We start from the raw sequence: 17,127 nt of genomic DNA on the forward strand, positions 1-17,127 counted from the left end.
ATGCAACACAAAAAAGTTTTATTAAATATTATTGTTATTGTTCATTTATTTTTTTGGATTATCTTTTTACTTACAAATCATTTGGAATGGGATATAGTTTTAAGTTATGAAATAGCTTTTTTTAGCGTTTTTTTGGTTGTTTATACCTCTTATTTAAACTATAAAAAAGTTATAATAAAAAAATCGAAAATTTATGGAGAAAAGTTCAAAACAATTCCATCAATTTTTATAAAAAAACAAACAATTTTTCCAAAAATTGTTTGTTTTAAAGTTGTTCAAGAAGACATAAGCTTAAGTATTAAAGATAAATTTCATTTTTTTACTGTGTTTTTTACTCTTTTTAAACTTATAGCTTATATGGTATTAGTTACTGGATTTTTATTCTTACACCGCCAAGATAGCCTTAATATCTTAGCTTATATTTGTGGAATTTCATCCTTGCTAATTTGTGTGTTTATTTTCATTTTATATATAAAAAAATATGAGTCCAAAAAAAATTATTAAATCAATGACAGCACTTTTTGTCGGTATGGTGTTTTTGTTCGCAGGCAATGCTTTAATCGTAAGCTCAATAGGCGTTATATTAAAAGAAAATGGTGCAAGCTCTTTAGCCGTAGGGATAATAAGCTCTTGTTTTTTCATAGGCGCACTTGTTGGGACTATAAGCGCACATAAAGTCATCTCTCGCATAGGTCATATACGATCTTTTGGTTTATTTGGTGCTGTTTTTGGAATCTCAGCCATGTTGCATACAGTGAGTGAGAATTTGATTTTTTGGGCTGTTTTAAGATTTCTTATAGGAATTTGCTATTATGGGCTTTTACTAGTCATAGAATCATGGCTTAATGAAAAAAGCAAAAATGCCGTTCGTTCAAGGATTTTAGGATTTTATGAAATTGTTTTTTATCTTGCTTTTGGATTAGGTATTTTAATTATAGCTTTGAATTTAAGCAAACACAGTGTTTTTATACTAAGTGCAACCTTGATCTTACTTTCTTCTTTACCTTTAAATCTTATAAAAATAAAAGAACCCATCTTACCAGCTCCAAGCCCTATTTCTATACCAAAAATTTTTGATATCGCGCCTTTAGCTATTATGACAAGTTTTATAGCTGGAATGCTAATTAATGGTTTTTTTTCCATGGCATCTTTATTCATACTTTTGCAAGGTTTTGATGCTAAGTCTGTGTCTTATTTCATGTTTTGCGGAATTTTAGGTGGCTTTTTTGCACAAACTATCATGGGAATCATTTCAGATAAAATGGGAAGAAAATTTGCTATTATTATTTGTTCTAGCATAGCTTTTATTACTATGCTTGCTTTTGCTTTTTTTAAACTTAATTTATATTTACAATACCTTTTAGCGGTTTTATTAGGTATAGGGATTTTTTGCTTATACGCTTTAGCCCTTGCTAGAGCAAATGATATGTTAATTAATAAAAATAAAAGCGTAGAATTAGGACGTGGAGTGCTTTTTTGCTATTCTTTAGGATCCTTATTAGGCCCTTTTATTTTAGGAATTTTAATGCAATATTTTGAAATTAAAGGTTTTGTTTGGTTTTATATAATTTGCTTAGGATTTTTAATCCTTTTTGCTATCAATAAACCTAACATCTTAAACAAAAATTTAGAAAAAAAAGATCAAAATTATGGTATGACTAGATGATTAATACCCAGCTTAACAACCCAATTTCTAATACACAAAAAAAGGATTTAAAACCTGATAATTTAAAAGACAAAACAAAGCCCAAGGAAAATTCCAAAGACATTCTTGCACAAACTTTAAAGCATAATTTAGGCCTAAAAAATGAAGAAACACTAACCCAAATCCTCCAAAACGAAACAAGCACTAAATTAAAAGAACTTATCCATAAACTCTTAAATCAAATTAATGCGCAAAAAAACCCCCATTCTCCTATACTTAAACAAGGACAAAATTTAAATTTAGCTCCTAATTTTGCTAATGAATTAAAAGCTTTAAGCACAGAACTTGCAAAAAATGATACTTTCACTCAAGTTTTAGACAAACTAGCCCCGATCTTAAAACCTGCTAGTGAAATAAAAAATAATAATCTTGCACCTTTATTTCAAAACTCAGGAATATTTTTAGAAGCAAAATTAAAAGATGCTTTAAATGAAGAATTATTACCTAAAAGTTTTCATGCTCTTTTAAGCACCATTAAAAGACTTAGCAATCAATCCTTAAGTGCTCAAATAGCACAGCTTGCAAATACAAATTTAAATCCCAAAGATGCTTTAAAAGAATTAAAAAATATTCTTTATTCTAATAAAAACGAAAACAAACAAATTCTAAATCAAAGTTCTTTTAAACCCCTTTTAAAACTCATTTCTAAACTAGAAAATTATAAAAATTATATCAGTAAAAATCCAATCCATGCCCAAGAAAAGATCGCCACTTTAAGCAATAAAATTTTAAAAGAATTAACTTCTATAAAACACGAGTTTTTTAAAGCCTTAAACAAACCAGAAAATCTCATGATAAAAAATACAAATATCCTTAAACAAAGCGCTAAAGCCTTTGAAAAATTAGAACACAGTCTTAAAGATATTTTAAATAAAATCAATTTAAAACCTCAAAATCACACGCCTAAAAAGCAGATTGAAAATAATTTTTCAAACGATAATTATCAAAATATAAAAAAAGAAAACAAAGAAAATCAACCCAAGTTTCCAAGCACTCAAGATAGTCAAACAAGCCAAGAACAAGAAAAAATACAAGAAAACAATAATACCAAACAAACAAATAAAGATTATGAACATAAAAAAAATAATGATGAAATAAAAAATACAAAGCAAGATCAAAATCTAAAAAATACTTTAAATGATTTTCCAAATCCTAAAAATATTCTCAAAGAAAATCATCAAAACAACAAAAATTTATCTGAAGAATTTAAAGAATATCCTAAAACAAATTTTACTCAAAATACCCAGCAAACTAATCAAAATTTTTTAAAAAATCAAGAGAGTATCGAACAAAATATTATAAAAAATCTAGCATTTAGTGCAGAAAATATGGATTTAACTCAAGTGCAAGATTTAAGTAAAAATTTAAATAATCTTTCTAGAAAAATTAATGAAAGTTTATTAGAACTTGAAGCTCCTATTCATAATGCAAGATTAAATCAAATAGAATTAAAAGCTCTCGAACATAAGCTTGATCTTTGTATGAAAGATTTAGCACAAATTAAACCCAAAACTGATCAAGATATAGCACAATCTTTGCATCATGATGTAAAATCTACGCTTTTGCAAATCTCTAATTTAGCCAAAAACGAAGGTAATGAAGCCATTTATAATCAAGCTAATCGTCTTTTAGCACAATTAGAAATCAACCAACTCATGTCTTTAGCAAACGATTCTATTAATACTTATTTACCTTTTGCTTGGGATGATTTAAATGATTCTAGGATTATATTTAGACGCGGAAAAAAGGATAAATTTTTTGCTCAAATCAAATTAGAATTTGTTAAACTTGGAAATTTAGAAGTCCTGGTCTCACTTAATAATGAAAAATACATAGACATTAACATCATGGCAGAAAATAAAGACTTTAGAAAAACCATTTATGAAAATGCCCATGAACTTAAAAAAAATATTAATAAAACAGGACTTTTAAGTGCTAATTTCTTTATAGGTGATATTATAAGAAATAAATTAGACACAAGAAATATGAAAAACTTAGATCTTGAAATAGGCATGGATAAAAAAGTATGAATAAGATTAAAAGATCTATTAAAAAAGCAGTAGCCTTAGGCTATCAAAAAGAAAAAAATTCCGCTCCCAAAGTCCTTGCAAGTGGCAAAGGTGAAAGCGCAGCTAAAATCATTTCTTTGGCTAAAGAACATGGTGTTCCCATTAAAGAAGATGAAGATTTAATAGAAATTTTAAGCAAACTCGACTTAGGCGATGAAATCCCGCCTAATATGTACAAAGCTGTAGCTGAAATTTTTGCTTTTATTTATCAAATGGCAAATAAAACGCCTAAAAACTAATCAGAAATTTTCTCTCCAAATTTAATATCTTGCCCTGCTTTAACTTGAAAATTAAAAAGTCCTTTTTGAGAAATTAAAACTATAGTAGAACCTAGTTCAAAATTCCCTAATTCTTCACCTTTTGTTAGGGTTAAATTCTCATATTTTCTAGTAAAATTATGGGAATTTTTTGCATTTGTTTGTATGCTAGGATCAAAATTAAAACGTATTTTTCCTACATTTTGTGCCCCAATAAAAACAAGCCAAAAAATACCTTTTTCATTTTTACATTTTAAACTTACTCTTTCATTTTTTATATATAAATTACTAATATATTGTAAATAATTTTCTTTAACACTATAAAGCATTCCACTAGTATAACTTACACTTAAAATCTGCATATTACAAGGACTATGATAACGGTGATAATCTTTTGGAGAAAGATAGATATTGATATAATCAAGCCCATTGCTTAATTCTTCTTTTTCAAAATTATCTTTTAAAAGTTCTTCAACACTATAAGTACAGCCTTTAATAGAAAAAGCAAAATGTTCTTCATTAGCCAAAAAAGTCGTACTACAAGCTAAAATTTTACCATCGCTTGGACTGATAAAACCTTCATCAAGTTTTCTTGGAATTTGTAAAGTTCTTGTAAAAAGCGCGTTTAAACTCTCATATTCACTAGGAACTTTAAATTCACTCATATTAATTTTAAAATAATTTACATAATTTTGATTGATTATTTTTTGTATGAATTTAGGGAATTTATAGCCTGCTATAAGGCCAAAAAGTCTTGAACTTTGCTTTGAAAAATTCATTTTTCTCCTTTTAAATCTAAGATCGCAATTTCACTTGAAGCCAATACTCTAAGGCTTGGTCCCCAAAACCCTGCTCCACTACTAACATAAAGCTTGGTTTTTTCTCCTAATTTATAAAGCCCATGGATAAAACCTTGCTCAAGTTTAACTATGAACATAAAAGGAAAAATTTGTCCTGCGTGCGTGTGTCCGCTTAAAATAAGATCAAAATTGCTTAAATCATAAAGCAAGGCTGCTTTAGGTTGATGGGTGAGTAAGATGCTTGGTTTACTTGTATTTAAATATAGCTTTATCCTTGCTAAATCAGGTGCTAATACGCCTTTTTTAAGACCTTCTAAATCTGCAATAGCTGCGATATTTATATCTCCTAAATCTAAATTTTCATTTACTAAAATCTTCATATTAGTATGCTTTTTAAGCAAAGCTAAAACTTGATTGACTCCATGATAATACTCATGATTACCCAAAGCATAAAAAGTCCCATAAGTAGAATTAAAATCATTAATTTTTGAAATATATCCTAATTTTTTAGGATCAGTATCGACTAAATCCCCTACTATAACCACCATATCAGGTTTTTCTAGATTGACCTTGGCAATGAGTTTCTTTAAAAAATCTTCATGCAAATTCTTGCCTAAATGTATGTCTGTGAGTAAAGCTATTTTTAAATCTTGTTTAAGATTTGCAATCTTTATATCAACATTACGAATTTCAGGTATTTTTAAAGCATTATTAATACTGCTATAGATTAAAAATCCTGCTAAAATAAGAAGTCCAAACTCTAAAAACAAACGCCAAAATATATTGCCTTTTTCATAAATTTTACCCTTGAAAGCCAAAATAAGCTTTATAAAATCTAGCCCTAAAGTTACAAAAAACAAAACATAAGTTGGAGCATAAAGCATAGCTAAGCTTTCATACCACATATCGCTTAAATATTCATCTTTGCGAAATATTAAAAATAATGCTTGAGCTAAAAAAAGTAAAATAAATACAAAAGCAAAAAACTTATATAAATATTTAAAAAAAACTATTTTTTTAATCAGTCTTTTATAAATATAAACATTTGCTAAGCCAAAAATCAATAATACAGTAAAAGAAAAAATTAAAAACATCATAAAACAATTATAACAAAGCAAAAATTAAATATCCATATAAATTTTTTTGTTATAATAAAACTTTTTAATAAAACTAAAGGTTATAAAATGTATCGTTTTGCACCTTCTCCAACAGGTGATATGCATATAGGAAATTTACGTGTGGCATTGTTTAATTATATTTGTGCAAGACAAAAAAATACAGATTTTATTTTACGCATTGAAGACACAGATAAAGCCAGGAATATAGAGGGAAAAGAAGAAGAAATCAAAGAAATTTTAAAAATTTTTGGTATTTGCTGGCAACATTATTATATACAAAGTCAAAATTTGAAATTCCATCGCCAAATGGCTTTAAAACTTGTAAGCGAAAAAAAGGCATTTGCCTGTTTTTGCACCGAAGAAGAACTTGAGATTAAAAAAGAATTTGCTAAAAAACAAGGCAAGGCTTACCGTTATGATGGTACTTGTGAAAATTTATCACATATAGAACTTTTAGAATGTGAAAAACCCTTTGTCATTCGCATTAAAAAACCCAATCATACTCTAAAATTTACAGATCTTATAAAAGGTCAACTTGGTTTTACTCCTGAAAATATAGACTCTTTTGTTATTATGCGTAAGGATAAAACCCCTACTTATAATTTTGCTTGCGCAGTGGATGATATGCTTGAAAATGTAACTTGCATCATACGCGGAGAAGATCATGTTTCTAATACTCCAAAACAAGAACATATCCGTGCAAGTTTAAATTATAATTATGCTGTAACTTATGCGCATTTGCCTATCATTTTAAATGAAGAAAATACAAAAATGAGTAAAAGAGAGGCACATTCTTCTGTAAAGTGGCTGCTTGAACAAGGAATTTTACCAAGTGCTATTGCAAATTACCTTATCATACTAGGTAATAAAACTCCTCATGAAATTTTTACTCTAGAAGAAGCCATTGAGTGGTTTGATATCGCTAAAGTTTCTAAAGCTCCTGCAAGATTTGATTTTAAAAAACTTTTGCAAATTAACCGCGAGCATATAAAAAAAATGCCCGATGAAGAGCTTAATAAACTTTTAAATTGCGATAAAAATCTAGCCAAACTTGCTAAATTTTATACTCAAGAAGCAAGTACTCTTAAAGAACTTAAAGAAAAAATACAAGCTATTTTTAGTGCTAAAGATTATAAAGAATTCACCACAGAATGTGTGATTTTAAAAAATATTTTGCAAAAAATGCAAAGTTTTGAAAATTATGAAGATTTTAAAAACGAACTTTTAAATCAAAGTGCTTTAAAAGGTAAAAAATTTTTCATGCCTTTAAGGATAATTCTTACTGGAAATACTCATGGTCCAGAACTTAATGAACTTTATCCTTATATTAAACAATTTATTTATGAATTAGCAAGGATTTAATTATGATTATTGATTCTTTTATTATTTCGATTTTTCAAATATTTCATATAATTATTAATATTTATATTTGGATTATCATTATCAGTGCTCTTTTAAGTTGGGTCAATCCTGATCCTTATAATCCCATAGTGCAAATTTTATATAAACTTAGTTATCCTGCTTATGTTTTAGCTAGGAAAATTCCAGCCCGTATAGGAAATATAGATTTAGCGCCTTTGTTTATTGTTTTAGCCTTAAATTTTCTTGATATTTTCCTCCAAAATATTGTAAGGGGTATATTGTGAAAAAAAAATTATGGGCTTTATTGTTAATTTTTTCATATGCTAATACTATGCAATATGATATAGAACAACTCAAAAAAAAAGAAAATTCCCTAGCTAAAGATTATTACATTTACAGGCTTTTAGAAAAAAAAGCTATCGATAAAGAAGATGCACAAGATTTAAATTCTCATATTTTTCGCTATATAGGAAAAATAAAAACAGAACTTGAAAAAATCATTCCTTTAAAACCTTATATTAATCCTAAGTACGCTCAATGTTATACTTATACAACCAATACCATCTTAGATGCGAATTTAACTTGTCAAAGCGTGCGATTAAATTCTCTTGTTTTTATAGCAAGCTTAGATTCTAAAGACAGAAGCAATTTAGCTCAAGTTTTTCAAGGACAAAGGCCTGATTTGGTTAATTTATTATTAGCTTTTAATAGCTCTAATCCCATGGCTTATATAGTCCAAAAAGAAGATGTTAATGGCTTTTTTAAGCTTTATAATTATTCTAAAAAATATGATTTAGATTTAAATGCCACTTTAATCAATAAATTATCTTCTCACGTAGCTTTTAAAAATTTTATACAAAATATTATCATTAAAAAAGAAAATCCTAAATTCCGTTACTCCATGCTAGAAATCAATCCTGAACTTGTGAATGAAGATAGTGCTTTTTATTTAGGCGTTAATGCTTTAACTTATGATAGAAGTGAACTTGCTTATAATTTTTTCAAAAAAGCAGCCCAAACCTTTAAAAACCAAAGCAACAAAGACAATGCTATATTTTGGATGTGGTTTATCAAAAACAACAAGGAAGATTTAAAAACCTTAGCCCAAAGCCCTTCTTTAAACATTTATAGTCTTTATGCTAAAGAACTTACCAAAACACCTTTTCCAAAAATAGAAAGTTTAAATCCAAGCAAAAAAAACAGTAATTTTAATATGCAAGATCCTTTTGCCTGGCAAAAACTTAGCAAGCAAATACGCGATGCTAATGCTAGCGAACTTGATGTTTTAGCAAAAGAATTTAACACCCAAGAAACCCTACCCATTTACACCTATATACTAGAACGAAAAAATAATTTTAAAAAACATTATTTCATCATGCCTTATTATGAAAATATCAAAGATTATAATACGACAAGACAGGCTTTAATTTTAGCTATTGCTAGACAAGAAAGCCGCTTTATTCCTACTGCTATTTCAGTTTCTTATGCCCTAGGTATGATGCAATTTATGCCCTTTTTAGCTAATCATATAGGAGAAAAAGAATTAAAAATCCCTGGTTTTGATCAAGATTTTATGTTTAAACCTGAAGTTGCGTATTATTTTGCAAACCATCATTTAGATTATTTAGAAACAAGGTTAAAATCACCGCTTTTTACCGCTTATGCTTATAATGGTGGTATAGGTTTTACAAACCGTATGCTTGCAAGAGAAGATATGTTTAAACCGGGTAAATTTGAACCTTTTTTATCAATGGAATTAGTCCCTTATCACGAAAGCAGGGTTTATGGAAAAAAAGTTTTAGCTAATTATATTGTATATCGATATCTTCTGAACGATAGTATAAAGATTTCGGATATTTTTGAAAATTTAATTCAAAACAAGGCAGATGATTTAAACAAATCCTAGCTAAAAGCTTATTTTTTTCCTTAACTCCAGGAAGGCTTACTTTAAAATAATAAGTATAATTATTTTGTATGAGATATTTTAAATAGGCATTATCAAGCACTGCAATATGAGCTTTTTTATTGTTGATAAAAACCTCTAAATTGTGAATTTCTAAAGTATTAGGAGTAAAAGTCAAAGCAAAAATATCATCCTTACTTGCATTATCTAAAACAGGATTTAAATATGACATACTTACAATAGCATTAAGCTTATCTTGTGTGATTTTATATTTTTGAGTGAACATTAAAGTTTGGGATTTTAAATTCGTATCTATAAGTGCTTGTTCTTTTAAAGAACAAGATCCCATTAAAAAAATACTTAAAATTAAAATACAAATTTTCATCTTTTTTCCATATTTTTTGCAATATTGTAGCTTTTTTACCCTATTTTTTAGTTTAAAAAGATATAATTTATTTAAAAACTCAAGAGTATATTTATGAAAAAACTTATCATGGCTTTTAGCGGTCCTTCAAATTCAGGAAAAACCACACTCATTGAAAAAATAGCAAAAAGATCTATGAAAGATAATTTAAAAGTTCTCATCATCAAACACGATCCTAGTGATAAAGCACAATTTGATTATAGCGGCAAAGACAGTTTTAAATTCTTTCAAAGCGGGGCTGAAGTGATGGTATTAAGTCCTAGTAGAACGACTTTTTTTTCACATGAAGCTAAAGATATTTTACAGGCTTTAAAATTAATGCCTGATTTTAATATTTGTCTAGTAGAGGGCTTAAAAACCCTTGCTTTACCAAGAATTAGTGTGTTTTGCAAAGAAATTGATGAAAGTTATTTTAACTTTTCTGATGCTATTGCAAGTTATGAAAAAATTTCTTCTGAGTTAATTTGGCTTGATTTAAATGATACAGAAACAATCTATCAATATATACTTAAAAATGCTAAAAATTTACAAGGAGAATTATAAAATGCAAGATCTTATTTTTCACATACAAAAAGCAGTCTTAGAAATTTCTAATGCTTTAAAATTCCCTGATACTAATTATAGTCAAAACCATAATTTTACAGGAGATAAGCAACTTCAATTTGATGTTTTAAGTGATGAAATCATAACAAAAACCTTAAGTCAATGCCCTAGTATTAAAGCCATTATTAGCGAAGAAAAAGATGAGATTTTAACGCTTAATGAAAATGCTAAATTCATAGTTGCTTATGATCCTTTAGATGGATCAAGTTTGATGGATGTTAATTTTACCATAGGATCTATTTTTGCTATCTATGAAGAAAAAGCTCAGGCTAAAAATTTAAAAGCAGCTATTTATAGCACGTATGGATCACGCTTAGAACTTGTAATTTGCCAAGATTTTCCAAAACTTTATCGTCTTGATAATAATCATAATTTTATCTTCATTAAAGAACTCATCATGAGTGAAAAAGGCAAAATCAACGCCACAGGAGGGACGCAAAAATTTTGGGATCATAAGCATAAAGCTTTTATTAAAAGTCTTTTTAATGAGGGCTATCGTTTAAGATACTCAGGTGCTATGGTAAGCGATATTAATCAAATTTTATTAAAAGGGGGAGGAATTTTTAGCTATCCTGCTACCCAAGATGCACCACAAGGGAAACTTCGCATGCTTTTTGAAGTCTTTCCTTTGGCTTATATTATAGAAAAAGCTGGTGGAAAAACAAGCGATGGAAACAATCAATCTTTACTTGATCTTAAATGCGATTTCATCCATGCTACAACACCTTGTTTTTTTGGATCTGAATATGAAATTACAAAACTTTTAAAGGTTTATAATGAATGAGATATTAAATAAAGATAAATACGAACAAGACCTAGATAATAAAAAAGCAATTTTATTTTCTTGCCAAAACTCAAAAGGCTTGAAATCTTGTTATAATTGTAATGAAATTTTTACCTGTTTAACAAGAAAAAATTATGTAGATGCAGTTTATAATAGTATGTCCAAGGGTAAAACCGAGGGAGGATTTGATTTTTAAAGGAAAATAATGCGTTATATTACAACACCAATTTATTATGTAAATGATGTGCCTCATTTAGGGCATGCTTATACCACTATCATAGCTGATACTTTAGCAAGATTTTATCGTTTACAAGGGCATGAAACTATATTATTAACAGGGACTGATGAGCATGGACAAAAAATCGAACAAGCGGCTAAATTAAAAAATTTTACTCCTGAAGAATATGCTGATAAAATCAGTGCTGAGTTTAAAAAATTATGGGATGAACTTCAAATAAGCTATGATATTTACGCAAGGACAACTCAAACACAACACATAGAATTTGTTAAAGCCATGTTTTTAAAGATGTGGAAAAAAGGGGATATTTACAAAGATCAATATGAAGGGCATTATTGTGTTTCATGTGAGAGTTTTTTTACTAAAAGTCAGCTTATTGATGAATATTTATGTCCTGATTGTGGCAAAAAAACAACACTTTTAAAAGAAGAAAGCTATTTTTTTAAACTTTCAAAATATCAAGATAAAATCCTTCGATGGTACACACAAAAAGATCCCATCTTACCTAAAAACAAAAAAACAGAATTGATTAATTTTATAGAAAGCGGATTAAAAGATCTTTCTATTACTAGAACAAGCTTTGATTGGGGTATTAAACTACCAAAACAAATCAATGATGATAAGCATATTATTTATGTCTGGTTAGATGCGCTTTTTATCTATATAAGTTCACTTGGCTTTATCAATAATGACAAAAATACAAAATTTTGGCCCGCACACGTGCATCTAGTGGGTAAAGATATTTTGCGTTTTCATGCTATTTATTGGCCTGCTTTTTTAATGAGTGTAGATTTACCTTTGCCAAAATTCATTGGAGCACATGGCTGGTGGACTAAAGAAGGTGAAAAAATGAGCAAGTCTAAAGGTAATGTTATTAAGCCTCAAGAAATCATACAAGCTTATGGCAATGAATCTTTTAGATATTTTTTACTTAAAGAAGTACCTTTTGGTAATGATGGAGATTTTAGTGAAAATATGCTAATTAATCGCATCAATACTGAACTTAGCAATGAATTTGGTAATTTATTAAATCGTATTATAGGAATGAGTGCAAAATATTCTCAAAATAACATTTCAAAACAAAATATTTTAGAATTTTATAATGCAGAATTAAACCAAGCAAAAAACCATTTAAACCTAGCTATAGATTTTTTAGAAAATTTACAATGCAATCGTTATTTAGAAGAGCTTTTTAAAGCTTTAGGTGTTGCTAATTTAGCTATTAGCAAATACGAACCTTGGAAACTTATAAAAGAAAATAAAAACGAACAAGCATATGCCCTCATAGGACTTTGTGCTAATATTTTAGCCAAAGTAAGTCTTTTGCTAAGCCCTGTCTTACCACAATCTTGTCAAAAAGTAGCCAAGGCTTTAAATTTTGAAATTTCATCTACAAATTATAAAAAACTCCTTATAGATAATGAACTTTTAGATTTTAAAACCAATATTTGCGAGCCTTTATTTCCAAAAATAGAAAATCCTCTTTTAAATCAAAAACAAATAGTAATTAAAAAGCAAAATCCTAAAATTAAAATTGATGATTTTGCTAAAATTGAAATTAAAGTAGCTAAGGTGCTTGATTGTCAAAATATTCAAGGTAGCGAGAAACTTTTGAAATTTCAACTTGAACTAGACAATAAAGAAACCCGTCAAGTACTCTCAGGCATAGCCAAATATTATAAAGCAAGCGATTTAATTGGCAAACAAGTTTGTGTGCTAACAAATCTTAAAAAAGCTAAAATTTTCGGACATGAAAGCGATGGAATGATACTTTGTGCTAAAAGCCAAGATAGCTTAGTATTAATCACCCCTCAAAGCCTTGTACAAAATGGTTCTTTAATAGGCTAAAAATGCAAATTAGCAATCTTGGCGAACTTTTAAATGCAAGCTTAATCCACAAAGGCAGCATTTTAAGCGTAGAAGGTTTTGCTATAAATTTAAATAAAATCAAAACAGGCTTTGCTTTCTTTAGTAATAATGAAAAAGAAATTATCCAAGCCGTACAAAAAGGTGCTTATGCAATAATCACAGAAAATACTATAAAAATTAGCGATAAAGAAATTTTTTATTTTAAAGTTCAAAACCTAGAGCAAGCTCTTGTAAGATTATTACGTTTTCTTTGTGAGGATAAAAAATGTAAATTTTTACTTTTTCAATTTTATGAATTAAGCCTTTGTAAGGCTTTTTATTTTAATATTTTAAAAGGTAATATTTTCGCTGATTTTGAAACACTCATACAAGCAAAAAAAAATGCTGTTTTTTGCTATGATGATGAGTATTATTTAAGCAAACTCTGCGCTTATGCTTATAAATTAAAACAAGTTGATTTTACATTATTATCCCATTCTAGTTGCTTTTTTACAACTTTAATTTGTGAAAATTTATATTTTAAAAACCTTCATTTGCCCTTTTTTTATGCTAGTGGTTTTGCAAAAATCATTGCCTTTTTAAAAGAAAAAAAACAAAAAATCATCTTTAATCTTGATAAAATGGATGATTTTAAAATTTACTTTATTAACAATCAATTTAAAATCGTTCCTTTTGGAAGCAGTTCTCAAGCCTTTATAGTAAGTGATAATGAAAATACTTTTGAATTTTGGAAAGAAAAATTAAAAAATATTAAAGGCTTTAAAAATGCTTGTAAAAACTCTTTATTTTGCGATTTTTCCTACAATCAACTCTCAGATTTAAGAAAAATAAAAGATTTTAAATACTGCTTGATTTTTGAAAATTATTATAATTTTGAAAAAGAATTTGAAAATCAAAAAGATCAAATTCCAAGTTTATTTTAAATTATTTTTTTCATGTTCAAGCAAAAATTTTTTAATTTCTACCCCTCCTTTATACCCACCTATTGCGTTATTTAAAACCACTCTATGGCAAGGTATGATAATAGGAATGGGATTTTTAGAATTAGCATTTCCCACAGCTCGAAAAGCTTTAGGATGGTGAATTTTTTGTGCTATTTCCTTATAAGAAATGGTTTGACCATAGGCAAGATCTTTTAAGGCTTTATAAACCTTTAACTCAAAATCCGTACCTTGTAATAAAAGCGGAACGGTAAATTTTTTAAGCTTACCTGCAAAATACCTATCAAGTTCATCAAGTGCTAAATCAAGCACAACACAGCTTTTAGCTTTTGTATTGTCTTTGCAAAAATCAATACGAGTTAAAAATTTTCCATCACTGTGTAAAGATAGGTAACATAAAGACATTTTATAATAAACTTTAAACATTTTTTATCCTCTAAAAAGTTACAATTACAATAAAAGATACTTAAGGAGTTAAAAATGTCTTTTATACAAGAATATGATAAACTTGTCAAAGAAAGAGCGATTTTGGGTATTCCTCCTCTTCCTTTAAATGCGGAACAAACCCAAGAACTTTGCGAACTTCTCAAAACTCAAAATGATCCTAATTTAGTCAATCTTTTACAAAATCGTGTTAATCCAGGTGTTGATGATGCAGCTTTGATAAAATGTGAATTTTTAGATTCTATATTAAAGGGTAAAATCAACGCTCCAGGTATAGATAAAAAACATGCTTTAAAAATGCTAAGCACTATGCTAGGAGGATATAATGTTAAAGTTTTAATAGACGCTTTAAAAGATGAAAGCTTAGCAAAAGATGCAGCCCAAGTGCTTAAAAATATTATTTTTGTACATGATAATTTTCACACCATAGCAGAACTTAGTAAAACCAATCCTCATGCTAAAGAAGTTTTACAAAGCTGGGCTAATGCCCAATGGTTTGATGAAAAAGAAAAACTACCAAAAGTCATTTCCTGTATAGCATTTAAAGTTGCAAGAGAAACCAACACTGATGATTTAAGTCCTGCAAGCGATGCTTTTACAAGAAGTGATATTCCTTTACATGCAAATGCTATGCTCAAAGTAAGGCAACCAGGTTCTTTAGAAAAAATCAAAGAACTTAAAAAAAGCGGTCGTGAGGTAGTTTATGTAGGCGATGTAGTAGGTACAGGATCAAGTAGAAAATCAGCCATTAACTCCATACAATGGCATTTAGGAAAAGAAATTGAAGGCATACCTAATAAACACAGTGGCGGTATTATCATGGGTTCTACTATAGCCCCTATTTTCTTTAATACTGCCCAAGATAGTGGTGCCTTGCCTATTGTTTGTGATGTATCTCAATTAGAAATGGGAGATGAGTTTGAAATTTATCCTTATGAAGGTAAAATCATAAAAAAAGGTTCAGTAATTGCAGAGTTTAAATTGACTCCAAACACCCTTTTAGACGAAGTTAGAGCAGGAGGAAGAATTCCTCTTATCATAGGACGTGGACTTTGTGCTAAAGCAAGAGAATTTTTAGGCTTAGAAAACGAAAATATCTTTATCAAGCCTAAACAACCCCAACAATCAAGCAAAGATTACACTTTAGCGCAAAAAATATTAGGACGTGCTTGCGGCATTGAAGGAGTACTTCCGGGTATGTATATAGAACCACGCACTCTTACTGTAGGTTCTCAAGACACCACAGGACCTATGACTAGAGATGAAATTAAAGAACTTGCAAGCTTAGGTTTTAATGCAGATTTTGTAATGCAAAGCTTTTGTCATACTGCAGCTTATCCTAAAGTTAGCGATTCTAAATTGCATCAAAGTTTACCGCATTTTATAACCAGTCGCGGCGGGGTAAGCTTAAAACCTGGCGATGGAGTTATCCACTCTTGGCTTAATCGCTTTGTATTGCCTGATACAGTAGGCACTGGAGGGGATTCTCACACTCGTTTTCCTATAGGCATTTCCTTCCCTGCAGGAAGTGGACTTGTAGCTTTTGCTGCAGTTACAGGATCTATGCCTTTAAACGTACCTCAAAGCGTTTTGGTACGTTTTAGCGGAGAATTACAAACAGGAATCACTCTAAGAGATCTTGTAAATGCTATACCTTATTATGCTATTAAACAAGGTCAACTCAGCGTTGAAAAGAAAAACAAAAAGAACATTTTCGCAGGAAAAATTTTAGAAATTGAAGGTTTACCTGATTTAAAAGTAGAACAAGCCTTTGAATTAAGCGACGCAAGTGCTGAAAGATCAGCTGCTGCTTGTAGTGTGGATTTAAGTATACAAAGTGTAAGCGAATACATACAATCTAATATTTCTTTAATCCAGGCCATGATAAAAGCAGGCTATGAGAATAAAGCAACCCTTGCTAGAAGGGCTGAGAAAATGCAAGAATGGCTTAAAAACCCTAGTCTTTTAAAAGCCGATAAAAACGCCCAATACGCTTATATTATTGATATCAATCTTAACGATATTAAAGAACCTATTTTAGCTTGCCCTAACGACCCTGATGATGTGGCAACTTTAAGTGAAATTTTAGCTGATGAAAAACGTCCTAAAAACATTGATGAAGTTTTCGTGGGATCTTGCATGACAAATATAGGACATTATAGAGCTTTAGGCGAAATTTTAAAAGACAAAGGCATGTTAAAAACCAGACTTTGGGTAGTTCCACCTACTAAAATGGATAAGGCTCAGCTTATTAAAGAAGGATATTATAGCATTTTTGGTGCTGCAGGCGCTAGAATAGAAGTTCCAGGCTGTTCTTTATGCATGGGAAATCAAGCTAGAGTAGCAGATAATGCTGTGGTTTTTTCAACCTCTACAAGAAATTTTGATAATCGTATGGGCATGGGTGCTAAAGTCTATTTAGGAAGTGCTGAACTTGCAGCAGTTTGTGCAATTTTAGGAAAAATTCCAAGCAAAGAAGAATATTTACAAATTGTAAAAGATAAATTAAATGATGCACATAAAGCCAATATATACAAATATTTAAATTTTAATGAAATTAAAGATTTCGAACTTGAAGATTGATTCCAATCTAAATCATAAAATCAAATT

At 29.1% G+C, this 17,127-nt stretch carries 17 protein-coding genes; 13 read left to right on the top strand and 4 right to left on the bottom strand.

Going from position 1 to position 17,127, the window contains the following annotated elements:
* From GRQ01_RS07675 to GRQ01_RS03325, 4 genes are read left to right on the top strand one after another with little or no spacing between them, the layout of a single operon-like run.
* Positions 1 to 504, top strand: coding sequence for a hypothetical protein (locus GRQ01_RS07675; protein WP_158334418.1), 504 nt, complete (start codon positions 1 to 3; stop codon positions 502 to 504).
* Positions 482 to 1,666, top strand: coding sequence for an MFS transporter (locus tag GRQ01_RS03315; protein WP_158334419.1), 1,185 nt, complete (start codon positions 482 to 484; stop codon positions 1,664 to 1,666). Before GRQ01_RS07675 ends, GRQ01_RS03315 begins: the two co-directional genes overlap by 23 nt.
* Positions 1,663 to 3,735, top strand: coding sequence for a flagellar hook-length control protein FliK (locus GRQ01_RS03320; RefSeq protein ID WP_158334420.1), 2,073 nt, complete (start codon positions 1,663 to 1,665; stop codon positions 3,733 to 3,735). The genes GRQ01_RS03315 and GRQ01_RS03320 overlap by 4 nt, the downstream gene beginning before the upstream one ends.
* A complete protein-coding gene (locus tag GRQ01_RS03325) occupies positions 3,732 to 4,013 on the top strand; it encodes a FlhB-like flagellar biosynthesis protein (RefSeq protein ID WP_158334421.1) in 282 nt (93 codons plus the stop codon). Before GRQ01_RS03320 ends, GRQ01_RS03325 begins: the two co-directional genes overlap by 4 nt.
* On the opposite strand, the gene GRQ01_RS03330 is transcribed toward GRQ01_RS03325, so the two are convergent.
* Both GRQ01_RS03330 and GRQ01_RS03335 read right to left on the bottom strand, forming a co-directional pair.
* Positions 4,010 to 4,810, bottom strand: coding sequence for a phosphatidylserine decarboxylase (locus GRQ01_RS03330; RefSeq protein ID WP_158334422.1), 801 nt, complete (start codon positions 4,808 to 4,810; stop codon positions 4,010 to 4,012). The genes GRQ01_RS03325 and GRQ01_RS03330 overlap by 4 nt on opposite strands.
* Positions 4,807 to 5,928 (bottom strand): metallophosphoesterase, encoded by a 1,122-nt coding sequence (locus GRQ01_RS03335; RefSeq protein ID WP_158334494.1) that lies wholly within the window; start codon positions 5,926 to 5,928, stop codon positions 4,807 to 4,809. The genes GRQ01_RS03330 and GRQ01_RS03335 overlap by 4 nt, the downstream gene beginning before the upstream one ends.
* A gap of 87 nt (positions 5,929 to 6,015) precedes the next feature.
* Here GRQ01_RS03335 and gltX point away from each other — a divergent pair, with 87 nt between their 5' ends.
* From gltX to GRQ01_RS03350, 3 genes are read left to right on the top strand one after another with little or no spacing between them, the layout of a single operon-like run.
* Entirely contained in the window at positions 6,016 to 7,311 is a 1,296-nt protein-coding gene (gene gltX, locus GRQ01_RS03340) for a glutamate--tRNA ligase (RefSeq protein WP_158334423.1), read from the top strand.
* 2 nt (positions 7,312 to 7,313) lie between these two features.
* The gene (locus GRQ01_RS03345) at positions 7,314 to 7,595 is read left to right on the top strand and encodes a YggT family protein (RefSeq protein ID WP_158334424.1); all 282 of its coding nucleotides are present in this window, start codon (positions 7,314 to 7,316) and stop codon (positions 7,593 to 7,595) included.
* A 47-nt stretch (positions 7,596 to 7,642) separates the two neighbouring features.
* The gene (locus GRQ01_RS03350) at positions 7,643 to 9,217 is read left to right on the top strand and encodes a lytic transglycosylase domain-containing protein (protein WP_158334495.1); all 1,575 of its coding nucleotides are present in this window, start codon (positions 7,643 to 7,645) and stop codon (positions 9,215 to 9,217) included.
* On the opposite strand, the gene GRQ01_RS03355 is transcribed toward GRQ01_RS03350, so the two are convergent.
* Positions 9,114 to 9,599, bottom strand: a complete 486-nt coding sequence (locus tag GRQ01_RS03355) for a hypothetical protein (RefSeq protein ID WP_158334425.1) — start codon at positions 9,597 to 9,599, stop codon at positions 9,114 to 9,116. The genes GRQ01_RS03350 and GRQ01_RS03355 overlap by 104 nt on opposite strands.
* 93 nt (positions 9,600 to 9,692) lie before the next feature.
* Between GRQ01_RS03355 and mobB the strand changes: the two genes are divergently transcribed.
* From mobB to GRQ01_RS03380, 5 genes are read left to right on the top strand one after another with little or no spacing between them, the layout of a single operon-like run.
* Positions 9,693 to 10,181, top strand: coding sequence for a molybdopterin-guanine dinucleotide biosynthesis protein B (mobB, locus tag GRQ01_RS03360; protein ID WP_158334426.1), 489 nt, complete (start codon positions 9,693 to 9,695; stop codon positions 10,179 to 10,181).
* Between the two features lies 1 nt (position 10,182).
* Positions 10,183 to 11,025 (top strand): class 1 fructose-bisphosphatase, encoded by an 843-nt coding sequence (locus tag GRQ01_RS03365; protein ID WP_158334427.1) that lies wholly within the window; start codon positions 10,183 to 10,185, stop codon positions 11,023 to 11,025.
* Positions 11,018 to 11,221 (top strand): hypothetical protein, encoded by a 204-nt coding sequence (locus tag GRQ01_RS03370; RefSeq protein ID WP_158334428.1) that lies wholly within the window; start codon positions 11,018 to 11,020, stop codon positions 11,219 to 11,221. Before GRQ01_RS03365 ends, GRQ01_RS03370 begins: the two co-directional genes overlap by 8 nt.
* A 9-nt stretch (positions 11,222 to 11,230) precedes the next feature.
* Complete coding sequence (metG, locus tag GRQ01_RS03375; protein WP_158334429.1) at positions 11,231 to 13,111, top strand: methionine--tRNA ligase; 1,881 nt, start codon at positions 11,231 to 11,233, stop codon at positions 13,109 to 13,111.
* 2 nt (positions 13,112 to 13,113) lie between these two features.
* A complete protein-coding gene (locus GRQ01_RS03380) occupies positions 13,114 to 14,055 on the top strand; it encodes a hypothetical protein (RefSeq protein ID WP_158334430.1) in 942 nt (313 codons plus the stop codon).
* Here GRQ01_RS03380 and GRQ01_RS03385 read toward each other — a convergent pair.
* A complete protein-coding gene (locus GRQ01_RS03385; RefSeq protein WP_158334431.1) occupies positions 14,047 to 14,499 on the bottom strand; it encodes a methylated-DNA--[protein]-cysteine S-methyltransferase in 453 nt (150 codons plus the stop codon). The genes GRQ01_RS03380 and GRQ01_RS03385 overlap by 9 nt on opposite strands.
* Before the next feature lie 54 nt (positions 14,500 to 14,553).
* Here GRQ01_RS03385 and GRQ01_RS03390 point away from each other — a divergent pair, with 54 nt between their 5' ends.
* A complete protein-coding gene (locus tag GRQ01_RS03390; protein ID WP_158334432.1) occupies positions 14,554 to 17,100 on the top strand; it encodes a bifunctional aconitate hydratase 2/2-methylisocitrate dehydratase in 2,547 nt (848 codons plus the stop codon).
* The last annotated feature ends 27 nt before the right edge of the window (positions 17,101 to 17,127 follow it).

Origin of the sequence: Campylobacter bilis, from assembly GCF_016806695.1 — a bacterium.
GTDB classification, from domain to species: Bacteria; Campylobacterota; Campylobacteria; order Campylobacterales; family Campylobacteraceae; genus Campylobacter_D; species Campylobacter_D bilis.